The sequence below is a fragment of the Telluria sp. Soil_C_11 genome (assembly GCF_057657395.1).
The window spans coordinates 250,025-267,151 of sequence record NZ_JBDGIN010000008.1 but is presented as its reverse complement, the minus strand read 5'-3'; the positions used below and the strand labels follow the sequence as shown (position 1 = coordinate 267,151).

Annotated in this window: 15 protein-coding genes; 7 read left to right on the top strand and 8 right to left on the bottom strand. The window is 67.6% G+C overall.

What is annotated here, in order from left to right:
* Positions 1 to 225 precede the first annotated feature (225 nt).
* From AC3A6M_RS15825 to AC3A6M_RS15810, 4 genes are all read left to right on the top strand, one after another.
* Positions 226 to 909, top strand: coding sequence for a Bax inhibitor-1 family protein (locus tag AC3A6M_RS15825; protein ID WP_487853676.1), 684 nt, complete (start codon positions 226 to 228; stop codon positions 907 to 909).
* Positions 910 to 967: 58 nt separating this feature from the next.
* Positions 968 to 1,324, top strand: a complete 357-nt coding sequence (locus tag AC3A6M_RS15820; RefSeq protein WP_487853675.1) for a DUF2946 family protein — start codon at positions 968 to 970, stop codon at positions 1,322 to 1,324.
* A gap of 86 nt (positions 1,325 to 1,410) precedes the next feature.
* Positions 1,411 to 3,426 carry a TonB-dependent receptor gene (locus AC3A6M_RS15815; protein WP_487853674.1) on the top strand — a complete coding sequence of 672 codons (2,016 nt, stop codon included), beginning with the start codon at positions 1,411 to 1,413 and terminating at the stop codon, positions 3,424 to 3,426.
* A gap of 138 nt (positions 3,427 to 3,564) precedes the next feature.
* A complete protein-coding gene (locus AC3A6M_RS15810; RefSeq protein WP_487853673.1) occupies positions 3,565 to 6,219 on the top strand; it encodes a hybrid sensor histidine kinase/response regulator in 2,655 nt (884 codons plus the stop codon).
* A 72-nt stretch (positions 6,220 to 6,291) separates the two neighbouring features.
* Here AC3A6M_RS15810 and rlmD read toward each other — a convergent pair whose 3' ends face one another.
* The 7 genes from rlmD to AC3A6M_RS15775 form a co-directional block, all read right to left on the bottom strand.
* On the bottom strand, positions 6,292 to 7,674 hold the full coding sequence (gene rlmD, locus AC3A6M_RS15805; protein WP_487853672.1) for a 23S rRNA (uracil(1939)-C(5))-methyltransferase RlmD: 1,383 nt from the start codon (positions 7,672 to 7,674) through the stop codon (positions 6,292 to 6,294).
* A gap of 174 nt (positions 7,675 to 7,848) precedes the next feature.
* Complete coding sequence (gene rpoS / locus AC3A6M_RS15800) at positions 7,849 to 8,868, bottom strand: RNA polymerase sigma factor RpoS (RefSeq protein ID WP_487853671.1); 1,020 nt, start codon at positions 8,866 to 8,868, stop codon at positions 7,849 to 7,851.
* A gap of 9 nt (positions 8,869 to 8,877) precedes the next feature.
* Complete coding sequence (locus AC3A6M_RS15795) at positions 8,878 to 9,804, bottom strand: peptidoglycan DD-metalloendopeptidase family protein (protein ID WP_487853670.1); 927 nt, start codon at positions 9,802 to 9,804, stop codon at positions 8,878 to 8,880.
* Positions 9,805 to 9,838: 34 nt separating this feature from the next.
* Positions 9,839 to 10,690 (bottom strand): protein-L-isoaspartate(D-aspartate) O-methyltransferase, encoded by an 852-nt coding sequence (locus AC3A6M_RS15790; protein ID WP_487853669.1) that lies wholly within the window; start codon positions 10,688 to 10,690, stop codon positions 9,839 to 9,841.
* Positions 10,687 to 11,424, bottom strand: coding sequence for a 5'/3'-nucleotidase SurE (gene surE / locus AC3A6M_RS15785; protein WP_487853668.1), 738 nt, complete (start codon positions 11,422 to 11,424; stop codon positions 10,687 to 10,689). The genes AC3A6M_RS15790 and surE overlap by 4 nt, the downstream gene beginning before the upstream one ends.
* 156 nt (positions 11,425 to 11,580) lie before the next feature.
* Complete coding sequence (locus AC3A6M_RS15780) at positions 11,581 to 12,798, bottom strand: hypothetical protein (RefSeq protein ID WP_487853667.1); 1,218 nt, start codon at positions 12,796 to 12,798, stop codon at positions 11,581 to 11,583.
* Between the two features lie 8 nt (positions 12,799 to 12,806).
* Positions 12,807 to 13,415, bottom strand: a complete 609-nt coding sequence (locus AC3A6M_RS15775) for a toll/interleukin-1 receptor domain-containing protein (protein WP_487853666.1) — start codon at positions 13,413 to 13,415, stop codon at positions 12,807 to 12,809.
* A gap of 178 nt (positions 13,416 to 13,593) precedes the next feature.
* Here AC3A6M_RS15775 and AC3A6M_RS15770 point away from each other — a divergent pair, with 178 nt between their 5' ends.
* Entirely contained in the window at positions 13,594 to 14,580 is a 987-nt protein-coding gene (locus AC3A6M_RS15770) for an NADPH:quinone oxidoreductase family protein (RefSeq protein ID WP_487853665.1), read from the top strand.
* Positions 14,577 to 14,828, top strand: a complete 252-nt coding sequence (locus AC3A6M_RS15765; protein ID WP_487853664.1) for an MbcA/ParS/Xre antitoxin family protein — start codon at positions 14,577 to 14,579, stop codon at positions 14,826 to 14,828. The genes AC3A6M_RS15770 and AC3A6M_RS15765 overlap by 4 nt, the downstream gene beginning before the upstream one ends.
* Positions 14,829 to 14,841: 13 nt before the next feature.
* Here AC3A6M_RS15765 and AC3A6M_RS15760 read toward each other — a convergent pair whose 3' ends face one another.
* Entirely contained in the window at positions 14,842 to 16,305 is a 1,464-nt protein-coding gene (locus tag AC3A6M_RS15760; RefSeq protein ID WP_487853663.1) for an alanine/glycine:cation symporter family protein, read from the bottom strand.
* 129 nt (positions 16,306 to 16,434) lie between these two features.
* Here AC3A6M_RS15760 and AC3A6M_RS15755 point away from each other — a divergent pair, with 129 nt between their 5' ends.
* Positions 16,435 to 17,124 (top strand): SOS response-associated peptidase, encoded by a 690-nt coding sequence (locus AC3A6M_RS15755; protein ID WP_487853662.1) that lies wholly within the window; start codon positions 16,435 to 16,437, stop codon positions 17,122 to 17,124.
* Positions 17,125 to 17,127 lie beyond the last annotated feature (3 nt).

Below are 17,127 nucleotides of genomic sequence, written 5' to 3'. Positions count from 1 at the left end.
CATCGGAACTCAATCAACCTTCGATTTTACCATACATCCGCAGGCTGGCCGATATTGCGGCGATGGCCGCCAAAGTGATACAGTGGCAACAATCAAGTCCCCGTCGATTCGGCGGGCCCGGCGGCCGGCTTAGCGGATGCTTAATCCGCGCCGGGGCGGCTGTTGAATCGCGGGACCGTCCCCATATGGGGAGCAAGTCCAAAACATCTTTCCAACGGAGGCATCATGATCCCTAGCCTGCAGAAAACCTACGACACCTCGGCCATCCAGGCCTCGCGTCACCGCGTCCTGCGCAATACCTACTGGCTGCTCGCGCTGTCGATGATCCCGACCGTGCTGGGCGCCTTCATCGGCATCCAGGCGCGCCTGCCGATCATGGGCGGCGGCCTCGGTTTCCTGCTGTTCTTCGCGATCGCCTTCGGCTTCATCTTCGCGATCGAGAAAACCAAGAACTCCGCGGCCGGCGTGCCGGTGCTGCTGGGCTTCACCTTCTTCATGGGCCTGATGCTGACCCCGCTGCTGCGCTATACCCTGGGCTTCGCCAACGGCGGCGCGCTGATCATGGGCGCCTTCGGCGGCACCGCGGCCGTGTTCGCGGCGATGGCGACGGTGGCAACGGTGTCCAAGCGCGATTTCTCGGGCATGGGCAGCTGGCTGTTCGCCGGCACCATCGTGCTGCTCCTGGCCTCGGTGGCCAACATCTTCCTGCACCTGGCCGCGCTGCACCTGGTCGTGCTGGTGCTGGCGATGGGCATCTTCTCGGCCTGGCTGATCTACGACGTCCAGCGCGTCGTCAATGGCGGCGAAACCAACTACATCACCGCCACCCTGTCGATCTACCTGGACCTGTACAACATCTTCACCGCCCTGCTGCAGCTGCTGGGCATCGGCTTCGGCGACCGCGACTGATTCGAAGGCGCCCTTCCGAAGACCGGCCTGCGGGCCGGTTTTTTTGTACAATAACAGGATGTCACGTAGCCTGGTCCACGTTTTACTCTCGCTGCTGCTGCTCGTTTCCCAGCAGCTGTCGCTCGGCCACGCCTACTCGCACTGGACCGACGTCCAGGAATCGCTGGTCCAGCAGAGTACCGACAACCCCAGCGCCGACGACAGCGACGACGGCGGCAAGCCGTCCAAGCCGGGCCTGCACGAACAGTGCGGCCAGTGCGCCGCCAGCGCCCAGGTCGCATTCGCGCTGCCGGCCACGGTCCGGCAATTCATCCCCGCCGCGCTCGCGTACGCGGTTCCCAGCCTCCCGCCGACGCCCGGCATCTGCCTGCTGGCGGCCTGCCCGTTCCAGCAGCGCGGCCCGCCCCGAGCCTGATAACGCCAACCCGTTCCACCCGCCCTGCCGGCCCTTTCCAACAGCCCGGCAGCGCGCACCGTTATCCATTCGCTCGAGGTTTTACAATGAAAAAGATGCAACCGACGCTGGCCGCCAGCGCGATCCTGTTCGCCTACGCTCCCGCTTTCGCGCAAGCGCAAGGCACGCCCGACGGCGGCCAGGTCGTCAATGAAGGCAAGGTCCAGCAAGTGGTCGTCACCGCCAATCCGCTGCGCAATGGCGAAGGCGACCAGATCCTGACGCCGGCCAAGGTGCTGGCCGGCGACGAGCTGCGCGACAAGGTCGGCAGCTCGCTCGGCGAGACCCTGCAGAACGAGCTGGGCGTGTCCGCCTCCGCCTTCGGCGCAGGCGCTTCGCGCCCGATCATCCGCGGCATGGAAGGCTCGCGCGTCAAGATGCTGGAAAACGGCATGGCGACCTCGGACGTGTCCGGCCTGTCGAACGACCACGCGGTCGCCTCCGAAGGCGCGGTGGCGCGCCAGATCGAGATCCTGCGCGGCCCCGCCGCCCTGCTGTACGGCTCCGGCGCGATCGGCGGCCTGGTCAACGTCGTCAACGAGCGCATCCCGACCGCGCTCGAGGACAAGCCCACCGGCCAGGTCGAGACCCGCTACAGCAGCGTCGACAACGGCCGCAACGTCTCCGGCTCGATGGATGGCGCGGTCGGCCACGTCGGCCTGCACATCGACGGCAACTGGCGCGACACCTCCGACTACAAGATCCCCGGCAACCGCGTGCTGAACGATCCATCCAGCGCCAGCGGCCGCCTGCCGGACAGCGACACCAGCGAGCGCAGCATCGGCGCCGGCGCCTCCTACATCCGCGACTGGGGCTATGTGGGCGTGTCGGCCAACCACCTGTCGAACAACTACGGCATCCCGACGCTTGACGCCTCGCGCATCGACCAGCGCCAGAACCGCTACGACATCGACAGCCTGGTGCACGCGCCCTTCGAGGGCTTCGAGTCGGCCCGTTTCAAGGCCGGCTTCACCGACTACCGCCACGCCGAGCTGGGCGAGGACCTGGCCCCCGAAGTCATCTTCAGCAACCGCTCGTTCGAGTCGCGCCTGGAGCTGACCCACAAGCCGCTGGGCGGATTCCACGGCACCTTCGGCGCGCAGACCGAGAACACGCACTTCTCGGCGCTCTCGGCGGCCGGCGGCCCGGACACCGTGCCGGTCACCCACTCGACCTCGAGCGCCGCCTTCCTGGTCGAGGAAACGTCCATCGGACCGGTACGCCTGAACGCCGGCGCGCGCTACGAACACGTGCGCCGCGAACCGGTCGGCAACGTGGAACGCAGCTTCAACCTCGGCTCCGGCTCGGTCGGCGCCCAGTGGCCCTTCATGAAGGGCTATGCGGCCGGCGCCACGCTGTCCTACGCCCAGCGCGCGCCGTCCACCGACGAGCTGTACTCGGGCGGCCCGCACGATGCCACGCTGACCTTCGACGTCGGCGATGCCAACCTGAAGAAGGAAGTCTCGCGCAATATCGAGCTGTCGCTGGAGAAGACCAGCGGCCTGCTGCGCTGGAAGGCCAACCTGTTCCGCAACAATGTGTCGGACTTCATCTACGGCCACATCACCGACCTGGCGCTCGACGAGGAAGGCAATGCGGGCGGCGAATTCCGCCAGCGCCTGTTCCAGCAGGCGCCGGCCCACATCCAGGGCGCGGAAGCGGAGCTGACCTGGAACCAGCTGGGCATGGGCTGGAACGGCCGCCTGTTCGCCGACGGCTCGCGCGGCAAGCTCGATCGCGGCGACAACCTGCCGCTGCAGCCGGCCGACCGCATCGGCGCCAGCGTCGGCTACCGCCAGGCGGACTGGCGCGCCGGGCTGTCCTGGACCCATGCGCGCGGCCAGGACCGGCTGGCCGGCTTCGAGAGCACGCCGACCCCGGCCTATAACCTGGTCGACGCCAATGTCTCCTACACCCAGAAGCTGGCGGCGACCGACCTGACCTGGTTCCTGCTGGCGAAGAACCTGCTGAACCAGGATATCCGCCTGTCGACCTCCCTGCTGAAGGACATTTCGCCGCTGCCCGGCCGCAACCTGGTGTTCGGGGTAAGGGCCAAGTTTTAAGCGAAGTTCCAAGAGGAAATAGTGCGATCCGGCAAAGAAATGTCGCTTTTTTGCCGGAAAATGTATTTTTTCTCAGCCGCGATCCAGCCTATTCATTTGCGCATAGAATGACCACTTTCGGACTCGAAGGCGATCAGCATGGAAGCGGCTACGCGCGACTTTCATCTCCTCGACACCTCCGGCGCCGTGCGCGCCGGATACCATCTCCATGACTGGGCGGGCTCGCCCCTCGGTTCGCCCGACCAATGGGATCCGGCATTGCGCAACGCCGTCAGCCTGATCCTCGAATCGGAATTCCCGATGTACATTGCCTGGGGCCCCAGGCTGACCATGCTGTACAACGCGGCCTATATCTCCCTGCTCGACGGCCGCCATCCCTCCACCCTGGGTGCGCCGGTGACCGAAGTCTGGGCCGAGCAGTGGGCAGGCATGAAGGTCCTGGCCGATCGCGCCCTGGGCGGCCACTCCACCTATGGCGAAGACGTGCCGCGCACGATCCGGCGCGCCGGCAAGCCCTACCACGGCTGGTTCACGCTGGCGTACTCCCCGGTGCGCGACAGCGCCGGCGCGGTGCGCGGCTTCCTGTGCGTGGTCAGCGAAACCACCCCGCGCGTGCAGCTCGAGCGCCGCCATGCGGTGCAGCTGCAGGTGGTCGACAGCCTGCGCCGCCTGCACCATCCTTCCGACATCGTCGAATGCGCCTGCGCCATGCTCGGCAAGCACCTCGAGCTCGACCACGCCTGCTACGTCGAGGGCGACGGCACCGGGGCCGGCTTCGAGGTCGTGCACGACTGGGCCCGCGACGGCGCCGCCGCGCTGGCCGGACGGCGCGCCCGCATCAAGGATTTCGGCCCGGCGGCGCTGGCCCTGCTGCACACCGGCGCGCCGCTGGCGATCCGCGACACCACCAGCGACCCGCGCCTGGCCGAGCGCGGCGAACGCTACGCGGCGGCCGGCGCGCGCGCGATCCTGGCGCTGCCGCGCCTGCGCCGCGGCCAGCTGCAGGCGGCCCTGGTCGGTTACGCCAGCAGCGAACGCGGCTGGGACGAGGAGGAATGCAAGCTGGCCGCCGACATCGCCGAGCGCAGCTGGGAAGCGCTGGACCGGCTGACCGCCGAGCAGGCCCTGCGCAACGCCGTGGCGCGCCAGACCACGCTGCTCGACATGAACGAATTCCGCCTCGAGCTGGCCGACCTGCTGCGCCGCCTCGACGACCCGGCCCAGATCTTCGTCCAGACCAGCGCCATGCTGGGCCGCTTCCTGCAGGTGAGCCGGGTCATGTACGGCGAGTACGATGCCGACCGCCAGCTGGTCACCTTCCATTCGAACTACACCGACGGCATGGTGACGGAGCTGAACGGCACCTTCCCGGCCGCCCTGTTCGGCGCCCCCAACTTCGTCGCGCTGGCCCAGGGCGCCACCTGCGTGGCCAGCGACGTCCAGCGCGACCCGCGCACCGGCGGCCCGGACACCTGGCCGACCTTCGCCGCGCTGCAGGTCCGTTCCTGCGTGGTGGTGCCGGTGCACCACAACGGCGCCCTGACCACCTGCCTGTTCATCAACGACAACCTGCCGCGGGTCTGGAGCGCCGACATCGTGCGCCTGATCGAAGACGTCGCCGAACGCTCCTGGAGCGCGCTCGAGCGCGTGCGCGCGGAGGAAGCGCTGCGCCTGGCCGACCGCCGCAAGGACGAATTCCTGGCGATGCTGGCGCACGAGCTGAGGAATCCGCTGGCGCCGATCTCGGCCGCCGCCCAGCTGCTGAACATGGGCCCGCCCGACAGCGGCCGGGTGGAGCGCACCAGCGCCATCATCGCGCGCCAGGTGGCGCACATGACCGGCCTGATCGACGACCTGCTGGACGTCTCGCGCGTGACGCGCGGCCTGGTGGTGCTGGCGCGCGACGAGGTCGACCTGCGGCGCGTGATCGACGACGCGGTCGAGCAGGTGCGCCCGCTGATCGAGTCGCGCCGCCACCAGCTCGAGCTGCAGCTGGCGCCGGAGACCGGCCCGGCGATCGTCGAAGGCGACTACAAGCGCCTGGTGCAGGTGGTGGCCAACCTGCTCAACAACGCCGCCAAGTACACCCCGGAAGGCGGCAGGCTGGGCGTGTGGATGGGCGCCACCGCCGACCATGTCCTGGTCAGCGTGAAGGACAACGGCATCGGCATCGCCGCCGACCTGCTGCCGACCGTGTTCGACCTGTTCTCGCAGGCCGAGCGCACCCCCGACCGCTCGCAGGGCGGCCTGGGCCTGGGCCTGGCGCTGGTCAAGAGCCTGGTCGAGCTGCACGGCGGGATGGTGACGGCGGCCAGCGAGGGCCGCAACATGGGCACCGAATTCACGGTGCGCCTGCCGCGCCTGCACGCCCCGGCGGCATGCGCCGGCGCGCTGGCCGCCCCGCCCGCAGCCGCGGCCGAAGGCAAGCAGGGCCTGAAGCTGCTGCTGGTGGACGACAACGAGGATGCGGCCATGACCCTGGGCCTGCTGCTCGAGGCCAGCGGCCATGCGGTGACGGTGGTGCACGACCCGCACGATGCGCTGGCGCGCGCCGCCGGCGAACGCTACGACGTCTTCCTGCTCGACATCGGCCTGCCCGGCATGAGCGGCGTCGAACTGGCGCGCCGCCTGCGCAAGCTGCCAGGGACGGAACAGGCGGTGCTGATGGCGATCTCGGGATATGGACAGAGCTCGGACCGGATCGACGCCGAGGAGGCCGGCTTCGACCGTTATTTCGTCAAGCCGGTGGATGCGGAGGAGTTGCTGGGGGCGTTGACCAAGGTTGCCAGGTAGGGTGGGCGGCCCTCCGCCCACGCGTGACGTTCGCGTTATGCCGGCGTCACGCGTGGGCACGGGGTGCCCACCCTACTCCTGCTCGTGCACCTGGAATTCCCGCGGCACGAAATCCTCGACCAGGTCGAACACCCCGATCGACTCCACGTGCGAGGTGTGCGGGAACATGTTCGCCACGCCCGCCTTCGACATCCTGTAGCCGGCGCGGTGGGTCAGGATGCCGGCGTCGCGCGCCAGCGTCGACGGGCTGCACGACACGTACACGATCCGCTTCGGCATCAGTTCCGGATGCGTCAGGCGCAGCTCGGCCAGGGCGACGGCCAGCGCGACCGCGCCGTCGCGCGGCGGGTCGACCAGCATGCGGTCGAACTTGCCCAGCGCAACCAGGTCATCCCTGGTCACTTCGAACAGGTTGCGCGTCGAGAAGCTGGTCTTCGCGTCCAGGCCGTTGGCGCGCGCATTTTCCAGCGCGCGCGTGGTCAGTGCGGTGCTGCCTTCGATGCCGACCACTTCGCGCGCCTGGGTCGCCAGCGGCAGCGTGAAGTTGCCGAGGCCGCAGAACAGGTCGGCCACGCGGTCGCCCGGTTCCACCTGCAGCAGGCCCAGCGCCTTGTGCACCAGCAGGCGGTTGATCTGGTGGTTCACCTGGGTGAAGTCGGTCGGCTTGAACGGCATCCTGATGCCGAATTCCGGCAGCGTGTAATACAGTTCTTTTTTCCTGGGGTAGTAGGGATAGGCGGTATCCGGGCCCTTCGGCTGCAGCCACCACTCGACGTTCCACTGGTCGGCGAAGGCCTTGACCAGCTTCTCGTCGTTGGCGCTCAGCGGCGCCATGATGCGCAGCACCAGCACGGTGCTTTCCTCGCCCACGGCAAGCTCGATCTGCGGCATCTGCTGGTAGATCGACAGGCTGCCCACCAGCTCGCGCAGCGGCACCAGCATCTTCGAGACGTGCGGCGGCACGATCTCGCAGCTGGTCATGTCTGCCACGTAGCTGGAGTGGCGCTCGTGGAAGCCGACCAGCATCCCGCCCTTCTTCGCCACATGGCGCACCGACAGGCGGGCGCGGTAGCGGTAGCCCCAGGTCGGGCCGTACATCGGGCGCATGATGTTCTCGGCCCTGGTCTTGCCGATGTGCCAGAGGTTATCTTCGAGCACGCGCTGCTTCATCGCGACCTGGGCCGAGGGTTCCAGGTGCTGCATCGAGCAGCCGCCGCAATGCCAGAAGTGCGGACACTTCGGCTCGACCCGCATGCTGGATGCCTTCTGCAGGGTGACCATGCGGCCCGATTCCCAGTTCTTCTTCTTGCGCAGGGTCTCGAAGCTGACCCGCTCGCCCGGCAGCGCGCCTTCGACGAAGATCACCTTGCCCGGCGAACCGTCCTCGTTCTCCAGGTGGCCGACGCCGCGCGCGTCCATGTCGAGGGATTTGATGTTGATGAAGGTTTCTTGCATGGTCTGAGGAGGATGTAGAACGAGGACACGTGCTCAAGCACGTCATTCCCGCGAAGGCGGGAATCCAAGTCCGGGGCGGAGCCGACGCAAACGTTAGTACTGCTCTGCGAACTTGGATCCCCGCCTGCGCGGGGATGACGGAAAAAATGAGAACGACGGCAGATCAGCCGAACATCATAGCAAGGAATCGCGCACCACGCCACGGGCAGCCATGGCCCGCTTCAGCTTGACGAGGGCTTCCTGCTGGATCTGGCGCACCCGCTCGCGCGTCACGCCCATCTCCTCGGCCAGGGTTTCGAGGGTGGCCGGGTCGTCGTTGTCGAGGCCGAAGCGGCGCATCACGACCACGCGCTGCTTGTCCGGCAGCTTCTGCAGCCAGTCGCGCACCAGCACGGTCATCTCGTGGTGCTCGGCGCGCATGTCGGGGCTGACGTCGCCTTCGTCCGGCAGCATGTCCATCAGGCTGGTCTGCGGATCGTTGTCGAGCGGGGCGTCGAGCGAGGTCGCGTGCTCGGACAGGGCCAGGATGTCCTGCACCTCTTCCACCGGGCGCCCGACCAGGCTGGCGATGTCCTCGGCGCTGGCTTCCTTGCCGTCGTGGTGCTGGGCTTCGAGGTGATACTTGGCGCGCAGCACCTGGTTCAGCTCGCGCACCATGTGCACCGGCAGGCGCACGGTGCGGGCCTGGTTCATGATGGCGCGCTCGATGCTCTGGCGGATCCACCAGGTCGCGTAGGTGGAGAAACGGAAGCCGCGCTCCGGCTCGAACTTGTCGATCGCCCGCATCAGGCCGATGTTGCCCTCCTCGATCAGGTCGAGCAGGACCACGCCGCGGTTGATGTAGTGCTTCGCGATCGAGACCACCAGGCGCAGGTTATGCTCGATCATTTTTTGCCGAGCGGCAAAATCTCCTGCCTTGGCCAGGGTCGCGTAATGCGCCTCCTGCTCGGCGCCGAGCAGGGGCTTGGTGCCGATCCGGTTCAGGTAGTACTGGGTGGTGTCGGTGGAGAGCTCGGCCTGCAGCACGCTCTTGAGCTCATCCACGGCTTCGACCGGAGCCGCGGGACCTTCGTCCAGCAGCGTCGCGCGCTCGCCCCCGGAGCCGAAATCGCCGTCGCCCAGCGCGTCCTCCGGCACCTCCTCCGGCCCATTGTCCGGCATTTCCTGGTCCAACGGGTCGGGCGGCAGCGTCATTGGTCCTCGCTAACGACTGGGCAGGAACTTCGACGGGTCGACCGGCTTGCCCTGCTGGCGTATCTCGAAATGCAGTTTGACCGTGTCGGCATCGGAATCGCCCATCTCGGCGATCACCTGGCCCTTGGTCACGCTCTGACCCTCTTTGACCACGATCGCACGATTGTGCGCGTATGCCGACAGCAGGCTGTTGCTGTGCTTAACAATCACGAGATTACCATATCCGCGGATGCCGCTGCCCGCGTACATCACCTTACCGGAACCGGCGGCCATCACCTGCTGGCCGAGTTTGCCCGCGATGTCGATGCCCTTGTTCTTGCCTTCGTCGAAGGTGGCGATGATCCTGCCGTCGGACGGCCACATCCAGCTCAGCTTTTCGTCGTCGTTGGCGGTGACCGTGCTGCCGGCAGCCAGGCCGGCGCTCGGGCGCTCGACCGCCTTCGGATTCACGGTCGGGTTGTCGTCCTTCTGGGCATCCGCCAGGTTCGATTCGGTGTACGGCTTCTTGTCGCCACGCGGCACGGTCTTCTTCGGCACGGCGGCCGGCTTCTCGGCGCCCGGCATGACGATCGGGTTGGTGCCGGCGACGGCGCTGTTGCCGTTACGATCCGGCGGCGCCACGCGCAGCACCTGGCCGACCTTGATGTCGTCCGGATCGGCCAGGTTGTTCCAGGCCACCAGGTCGCGGTAGTTCTGGCCGACGTCGAGCGCGATGCGCAGCAGGGTATCGCCCTTGCGCACGGTATAGCTGCCGCGCGCATCGGCCTTCGTGTCCTCGGCGGCCGGCGCCGGGGCAACCGGATGCTGGGGGCGCGGCGTCTTGTTGGCGGCGGCCGGGGCCGGACGGTCGATCACGGGTGCCTGGCGGCTGGGAGTGCTGCACGCGCTCAGCACGATACTGACGGTCAACAGGGCTAAGCGGGTTGTTGGTTTCATTCTCATCTAATTCTGTTACGACTTTCTGGCATTCTCAGACGATGCCTGGCCGCAGCGGGACAAAATGGCAGGCTTCCAGCGTTTCGCTGGTCCATTCCGATTTGCCGGTGCGGGTGATGCGCTGCAGATGCTGGACCTGGGCGCCGACGGGCGCCACCAGCCGGGCGCCGATGGCCAGTTGCTCGAGCAGTGCGCGCGGCACCTCGAGACCGGCCGCCGCCAGGATGATGCCATCGAAGGGCGCCACCTGCGGCAGCCCAAGCATACCATCTCCATAGTGCAAGCGCAGATTAGGAATGCGCAAGGGCCGCAGGTTGGCCTTGGCCAGCTCGTGCAGCGGCTTGATGCGCTCGATCGAATACACCTCCTGGGCCACGCAGGACAGCACCGCGGCCTGGTAGCCGCAACCGGTGCCGATCTCGAGCACGCGACGCAAGGGTTGGCCGCTCCCCTTGAGCAACTCGATCATCCGGGCCACGATGTAGGGCTGGGAAATCGTCTGGTTATGACCGATCGGCAAGGAGACGTCGGCATAGGCCTGGCTCGACAGGGCCGGCTCGATGAACATGTGGCGCGGCACGGTTTCCAGCGCCGCCAGCACCTGCGGATCCTTGACGCCCTGCCTGGCGACATAGGCCGTCATCGCGCGCCGGGGCGCCTCGGTGGCGGCCAGCGCGGAGCGCGCCAGGGTCTGCTGGGGCTGGCCGGCCTGGGCTACGCCGGGCGCTGCCGGACGCGGCGCTGGCGGCTGCTGGCCCTGGCTGGTGCGTGCGTTCTGGGTCGCGGTCTGCGGCGTCGCCACCGGCGCCGGCGCAGCAGGCTTCCGGGTGCTTGCGCCCGTCACTGACGACAGCGGCAAGGGAAAATTGCTGCGCTTTTCGCTCATTCCAGCCACCCTCGCAAGGAGGCCAGCTGTTCGCGGTGGGTCAGGTCGACCTGCAGCGGCGTGATCGACACCCGCCCCTGGCTGGTGGCGTGGAAATCGGTGCCCTCGCCGGCATCGCGGCAGGCCCCTGGCGCGCCGATCCAGAAGATCTCGCGGCCGCGCGGATCCTGGCCGCGGATCACCGGCTCGGACTGGTGGCGGCGCCCCAGGCGGGTCGCGGTCAGCGGGCCCATCTGCTCGTAAGGCAGGTTCGGGATGTTTACGTTCAGCAGGAACGGCGCTTCCAGCGTCTCGAAGCGGCGCAGCACGATGTCGCTGGCCACGCGCGCGGCGGACTCGACCTCGGACCAGCCGCCGTGGACCTGGGAAAAGGCGATCGCCGGGATGCCGAACAGGTAAGCCTCGGTCGCGGCCGCCACCGTCCCCGAATACAGGGTGTCGTCCCCCATGTTCTGGCCGTTGTTGATGCCGGACACGACCAGGTCGGGACGCTGGTCGAGCATGCCCGTCAGCGCGATGTGCACGCAGTCGGTCGGCGTGCCATTGACAAAATAGAAACCGTTCGCAGCTTTCGACACCGACAGCGGCCGGTCGAGCGACAGCGAGTTGGAGGCCCCCGAGCGATTGCTGTCGGGAGCGACCACCACGATGTCGGCGACCGCGGCGAGCGCGTCGGCCAGCGCCTGGATACCAGGAGCGAGATAGCCGTCGTCGTTACTGATAAGGATTCGCATGCGTGCGATTTTACCTGAAGCAACGGCCAGATCGACGCCTTTGGCTGCACATTTATTGCTCATCGGGACGATCGGCATCCCGCCGCGACCGGCGGCGGCGCGGCCTGCCGTCGCGCATGCGCCACACCAGGCACGGTGGCGGCCCCGGTTTCAAACTCAGCTGCGAACGGCTCGCCGCCCCTCTTCCATGGCGTGCAAACCCTCTTCCAGGGCGATCACGTGCTGTTCGAGCCGGCGCGCGGCCTCGATCTCGTCGCCCTGCTGGCCCAGGTAGAGCTGGCCCAGGCGCGCCAGTTCGCGCGCCAGCGGCGGCGCCTGGGTATCGCCGGCGCGCTCGCGCAGCGCCGCGACCGCCTGCACCAGGCGCACTTCGGCCAGCGGCCGCCATGGGAAATGCCCCGGCTCCATCCACTCGAGCAGGGTTTCGATGCTGCGCACCGGGCCCAGCCGGTCGCGCTCGGCGCCGCACGCGCGAGGCGGCGCCGCTGCCTCGCCCAGTGTGGCCTGGGGCAACTGGACTTCGTCGAGATAGCTGTCGAGGGCGACGCCGGCCAGGCCGTAGCATTCGCCCAGCAGCTTTTCGAGCGCTGCCTGGTAGCCCGGCTGGCTGCGGCGTTCGTCGCCGTGGCGCCAGCCCAGGCGCGCCTCGACCGCGCCGCCCGGCGGGATCGGCAGCGGATAGACCAGCAAGGGCCGCTGCTCGTCCTCGTGGCTGCAGCGGTAGTCGAGCGCGCGCCGGACGACCCCGTCCAGGCCTTCCAGGCTGCGCGGTTCCGGCGTGAACAGGCCCACCATCTTGTCGGGCAACAGCGCCGTGCAGACGCTGGTGGCGGCCGAGCGCCCGCTGCGGCAATCGACCAGCACATGGGCGAAGCGCCGCGTCAGGTGGGCGGCGAAGCTGCGGAACAGCGCCGGGCAGGCGCAGAACAGCGCGTCCCAGTCGAGCCGGTCGACCCGCTCGCCGTAGCTGTCGTCGAAGCGGCCGGCGCGCATCAGGTACAGCGGCCGGCTGTCGTCGATCCGTTCGAGGTAGCTGTCCCAGTCGAGCTCGTCGAGCACGCGTTCGGCCAGCGCCGGGGCTTCGTCGGCCGGCGCGCGCCCGAGCACCTCCAGGCGCGCGCGGCAGGCTTCGAACAGCTCGAGCACGCCCTGGCGCTCGCCGTGCGGCTGGTCGCCGGCGAAATAATGGTGCAGGCCCGGGCCTTCGAGGTCCCAGTCGATCATCAGCACCGGCGTCTTGCCGTGATTGCGTCCAGACAATAGCCATGCGGCATGAGCAAGCGCGCGACTACGCGCGCCCGCGCCATCGTAGGCATAAAACGTCGTCACCTCGCCGTCAAGGGCCGGCGCAGCGGTGATGCGGTCGGTATTCATATTGCTCCTCATTTTTTGGGAAAGGTGGTATCCGTTATCTCGCGCCACGGGGGTGGGACATCGGGGAGCACGAATTGGTTGCAGTCATGCCCCGGCGGCATGGATTTTTTCAGGCACTGGTAATGGGCGACGATGCGCCGGACCATCTTGTCGATGTCCGGCAGGAATTCGGGATTCGATTTCAGGTCGCCAGTCGCCATCGTGAAGCGGGAAAAATCGACGTAGAAGCTGGCTTCGGTGATCTGCGGCGGCAGCTGGTCGGGATGCCGGGTCATGATGACGGGGATGATCAGGTGGCTCGGCAGCGCGTACCACCGGCTGCGCTCGATTTCGAGCTGGCGCATGGCCGCGTATTCGCGCCGCGTGTAGGCGTGGGCTTCGTACTTCGGGGTGTAGATCAGGATCATGCACACGCTCTCGCACATCGCGCGGGCGATCTTGCGGTCGAGGTCGTCCCCGCCGCCGAGCTGCTCGACATCGACGAACAGCTCGTCTTCGTTGTCGAAATACGGCTCCAGGTAGCAGCGCAGGGCGTCGGCCAGCGTCGCCTTGAAGCGCTGCATGAGCTCATGCCGCCCATGGGCATAGCTGAAAAAACAGCCGTAACGGATCGCCATTGCTCTCCCCTAGCAGGGTTCAATCACTGCCACCGGCAGCGGACCAGCAGACTCTAACAAGCCATGCATGATGCATGTTGTGGAAGCACAAGCGCCCTGCCGGACTCGGCGGAACGGTCATGCGGCATAATCCCGGTTTCGAATTCGGCAACAGCCAGGAAAAAGCGAGGAGAAAGCGATGAAAGCCGTCGTGTGCAAGGCATGGGGACCACCGGGCAGCCTGGTGGTGGAAGACGTGGCGGACCCGGTCCCCGCGGCGGGCCAGGTGGTGGTCGACGTCAAGGCGGCCGGGGTGAACTTCCCGGACGTGCTGACCGTGCAGGGCAAATACCAGGTGAAGCCCGAGCTGCCCTTCACCCCGGGCAACGAGTTCGCCGGCATCGTGCGCGCGGTCGGCGACGGCGTCACGGCCTACCGGCCGGGCGACCGCGTGATCGGCTTCACCCGCACCGGCGCCTTCGCGGAACAGGCCCTGGCGCCAGCCGGGATGCTGATGCCGATGCCGCCCGGGATGGACTTCGAGGTCGCCGCCGCCATCACCCTGACCTACGGCACCTCGCACCACGCGATCGTCGACCGCGGCGCCCTGCAGCCCGGCGAGACCATGCTGGTGCTGGGCGCGGCCGGCGGGGTCGGCCTGGCGGCGATCGAGATCGGCAAGGCGCTCGGCGCGCGCGTGATCGCGGCCGCCTCCAGTCCTGGAAAACTGGCGGTATGCAAGGCCCACGGCGCCGACCTGCTGATCGACTACACGAAGGAAGACCTGCGCGAAGCCCTCAAGGCCGCGACCGGGGGCAAGGGCCCGGACGTGGTCTACGATCCGGTCGGCGGCGTGTACAGCGAGCCGGCGCTGCGCTCGATCGCCTGGCGCGGGCGCCACCTGGTGGTCGGCTTCGCCAACGGCGAGATCCCGAAGCTGCCGTGGAACCTGATGCTGCTGAAGGGCGCCTCGGTGGTCGGCGTGTTCTGGGGCGACTTCGTGCGCCGCGAGCCGCAGGCGAACCAGGCGGCGATGCGCCAGATGCTGGGCTGGATGACGGAAGGAAAACTGCGCCCGCTGGTGTCGCGCCGCTATGCGCTGGCCGACACCGCGCAGGCCCTGAACGACATGGCGCAGCGCAAGGTCACGGGCAAGGTCGTGATCGTACCGGGAGAAACGGCATGAGCAAGGATGGACAACTGAATCCGGACGGCCTGGCCGCCCTGCGCGCCCGCTTCGAGCAGCAGTCGCGCAAGGCCCGGGCCTACTACACGGCGATGCACGCGGTGCGCGCGGTGCTGGGCAGCGACGATGCGGCGAGCAGCTGGATGGAAGCGCCGCTGGCGGCCCTGGGCGGCAGGACGCCGGCGGAACTGGTCAACGAAGGGCGCGTGGACGAGGTGCTGGCCCAGGTCCGCGCCCTCAAGCCCTGAGCTCGGGCCAGGGTCACGCCACCTCGCGCTCGCGCGCGCGCAGCTCGGCGGCGCGCTTTTCCCAGTAGTGCGCATTGCCGATGCCCAGCGCCACCGGATCGAATTCCGGATCCTTGCCGGCCGCCTTCTGCGCCTCGTAGTCGCGCAGGCACTTGAAGGCGGTGTTACGCATCAGCAGGATGGCGACGATGTTCAGCCAGGCCATCAGGCCGACGCCGAGGTCGCCCAGCGCCCAGGCCACGTCGGCCGTCTTGACGGTGCCGTACACGGTCGCGCCGATGATCGCCACCTTCAGCAGGAAGTTCACCCACGGGCGCGGCGTGTGGCGGTTGAGGTAGGCGATATTGGTTTCGGCGATGTAGTAGTACGCGACGATGGTCGTGAAGGCGAAGAACAGCAGCGCCAGCGCGACGAAGATCGAGCCGAAGCCCGGCAGCACGTTTTCCAGCGCGGTCTGCACGTAGCCGGGGCCGGCCGCCACGCCCTGCACGCCCTGGTAGATGTGGCTGCCGTCGGCGCGCTCGACGTTGTACTGGCCGGTAATCAGCAGCATGAAGGCGGTGGCCGAGCACACGAACAGGGTGTCGATGTAGACCGAGAAGCCCTGCACCAGGCCCTGCTTGGCCGGGTGGCTGACTTCGGCGGCCGAGGATGCGTGCGGGCCGGTGCCCTGGCCCGCCTCGTTCGAATACACGCCGCGCTTGACGCCCCACTGGATCGCCATGCCGAGGATGGCGCCGAAGGCCGCATCGGTCCCGAAGGCCGAGCTGAAGATCAGCTTCATGACATGCGGCAGCTGGCCGATGTTCAGGAAGATGATCACCACCGCCACGATGATGTAGGCCAGCGCCATGAAGGGCACGACGATTTCGGCGAAGTGCGCGATGCGCTTGACGCCGCCGAAGATGATGAAGCCGAGCACGATCGCCAGGCCGGCGGCGGTGACGTTCGGGTCGATGCCGACCGCGGTCTTGAGGCCGTCGGCGATCGAATTCGCCTGCACGCCGGGCAGCAGCAGGCCGGTGGCCACCACGGTCACGACCGCGAACAGCCAGGCATACCATTTCACGCCCAGGCCCTTCTCGATGTAGAAGGCCGGGCCGCCGCGGTATTCGCGGTTGATCTGTTCCTTGTAGACCTGGCCCAGGGTCGATTCGACGAAGGCCGAGCTGGCGCCCAGGAAGGCCACCGCCCACATCCAGAACACGGCGCCGGGGCCGCCGAAGGTGATCGCGGTGGCGACGCCGGCGATGTTGCCGGTGCCGACCCGGCCGGCCAGCGTCATCGCCAGCGCCTGGAACGAGGACACGCCCTGGTCTGAGCTCTTCCCTTCCATCATCAACCGCGTCATTTCGCGCATGTGCCGCACTTGCAGGAAGCGCGAACGGACCGAAAAATACAGCCCGGTGCCCAGGCACAGGGCAATCAGGGCCGGACTCCAGACGTAGCCGTTGATGGCGTTGACCAATTCATTCATCGATAGATACTCCTTGGCGGTAATCGGCAACAAAGTTGCACAGGCGGAAAGTTTCGACAAGATACCCGAAGCGGCTGAGTCTGCCTATCCCTTTTTTCCGCCGGCCGCGGGTGCTGCTATGATGGCGCCATGTGCGTCAATTACCGCCCTCCCCTCCCCGAACAACTGGACATGGTGCTCGGCACCCTGGTCGACCTGTATCGCGACTGGGACTGGCCAACCGAGACCTGGAAAGACTACCTGGCGCCCATCGTGCGCTCGGACGCGCACAACCAGCGCATGCTGAGCCTGGCCAGCTACGGCATGGTCCCGCGCCGCCACATCCCGGCCGGCGTGAAAGTCTTCGATACGATGAATGCGCGCGCCGAGTCGATCGGCGAGCGGCGCTCGTTCGCGCAGGCCTGGCACCGCACGCAGCTGTGCGCGGTGCCGATGACCTGTTTCTTCGAGCCGAATTACGAGAGCGGGAAAGCCGAGCGCTTCGGCATCGGCATGCGGGACGACAGCCTTTTCTTCGTCGCCGGATTGTGGCGCGAGTGGAAGGAAAGCGACGGCAATGTCGGCGCCTCCTTCACCCAGATCACCATCAACGCCGACGAGCATCCGCTAATGAAGCGCTTCCACAAGCCGGGCGACGAGAAGCGCTCGCTGGTGGTGCTGCCGCCCGAAGACGTGGACGCCTGGCTGGCCTGCCGCGATCCGGAACTGGCGCGCAGCTTCCTGCGCCATTATCCGGCCGAGCGGATGAAGGCCTGGGCGGCGCCGGCGGCGCCGAAAGCGAAGAAGGTGGTGGTACCGGAGACCGGCTCGCTGTTCTAGGAC

Coding starts and splice junctions, on each gene's coding strand:
- AC3A6M_RS15815 (WP_487853674.1), top strand. CDS start 1,411: ATGAAAAAGATGCAACCGACGCTGGCCGCCAGCGCGATCCTGTTCGCC.
- AC3A6M_RS15790 (WP_487853669.1), bottom strand. CDS start 10,690: ATGAGCGAAAAGCGCAGCAATTTTCCCTTGCCGCTGTCGTCAGTGACG.
- surE (WP_487853668.1), bottom strand. CDS start 11,424: ATGCGAATCCTTATCAGTAACGACGACGGCTATCTCGCTCCTGGTATC.
- AC3A6M_RS15825 (WP_487853676.1), top strand. CDS start 226: ATGATCCCTAGCCTGCAGAAAACCTACGACACCTCGGCCATCCAGGCC.
- AC3A6M_RS15775 (WP_487853666.1), bottom strand. CDS start 13,415: ATGGCGATCCGTTACGGCTGTTTTTTCAGCTATGCCCATGGGCGGCAT.
- rpoS (WP_487853671.1), bottom strand. CDS start 8,868: ATGACGCTGCCGCCCGACCCGTTGGACCAGGAAATGCCGGACAATGGG.
- AC3A6M_RS15780 (WP_487853667.1), bottom strand. CDS start 12,798: ATGAATACCGACCGCATCACCGCTGCGCCGGCCCTTGACGGCGAGGTG.
- AC3A6M_RS15770 (WP_487853665.1), top strand. CDS start 13,594: ATGAAAGCCGTCGTGTGCAAGGCATGGGGACCACCGGGCAGCCTGGTG.
- AC3A6M_RS15820 (WP_487853675.1), top strand. CDS start 968: ATGTCACGTAGCCTGGTCCACGTTTTACTCTCGCTGCTGCTGCTCGTT.
- AC3A6M_RS15795 (WP_487853670.1), bottom strand. CDS start 9,804: ATGAAACCAACAACCCGCTTAGCCCTGTTGACCGTCAGTATCGTGCTG.
- AC3A6M_RS15810 (WP_487853673.1), top strand. CDS start 3,565: ATGGAAGCGGCTACGCGCGACTTTCATCTCCTCGACACCTCCGGCGCC.
- rlmD (WP_487853672.1), bottom strand. CDS start 7,674: ATGCAAGAAACCTTCATCAACATCAAATCCCTCGACATGGACGCGCGC.
- AC3A6M_RS15760 (WP_487853663.1), bottom strand. CDS start 16,305: ATGAATGAATTGGTCAACGCCATCAACGGCTACGTCTGGAGTCCGGCC.
- AC3A6M_RS15765 (WP_487853664.1), top strand. CDS start 14,577: ATGAGCAAGGATGGACAACTGAATCCGGACGGCCTGGCCGCCCTGCGC.
- AC3A6M_RS15755 (WP_487853662.1), top strand. CDS start 16,435: ATGTGCGTCAATTACCGCCCTCCCCTCCCCGAACAACTGGACATGGTG.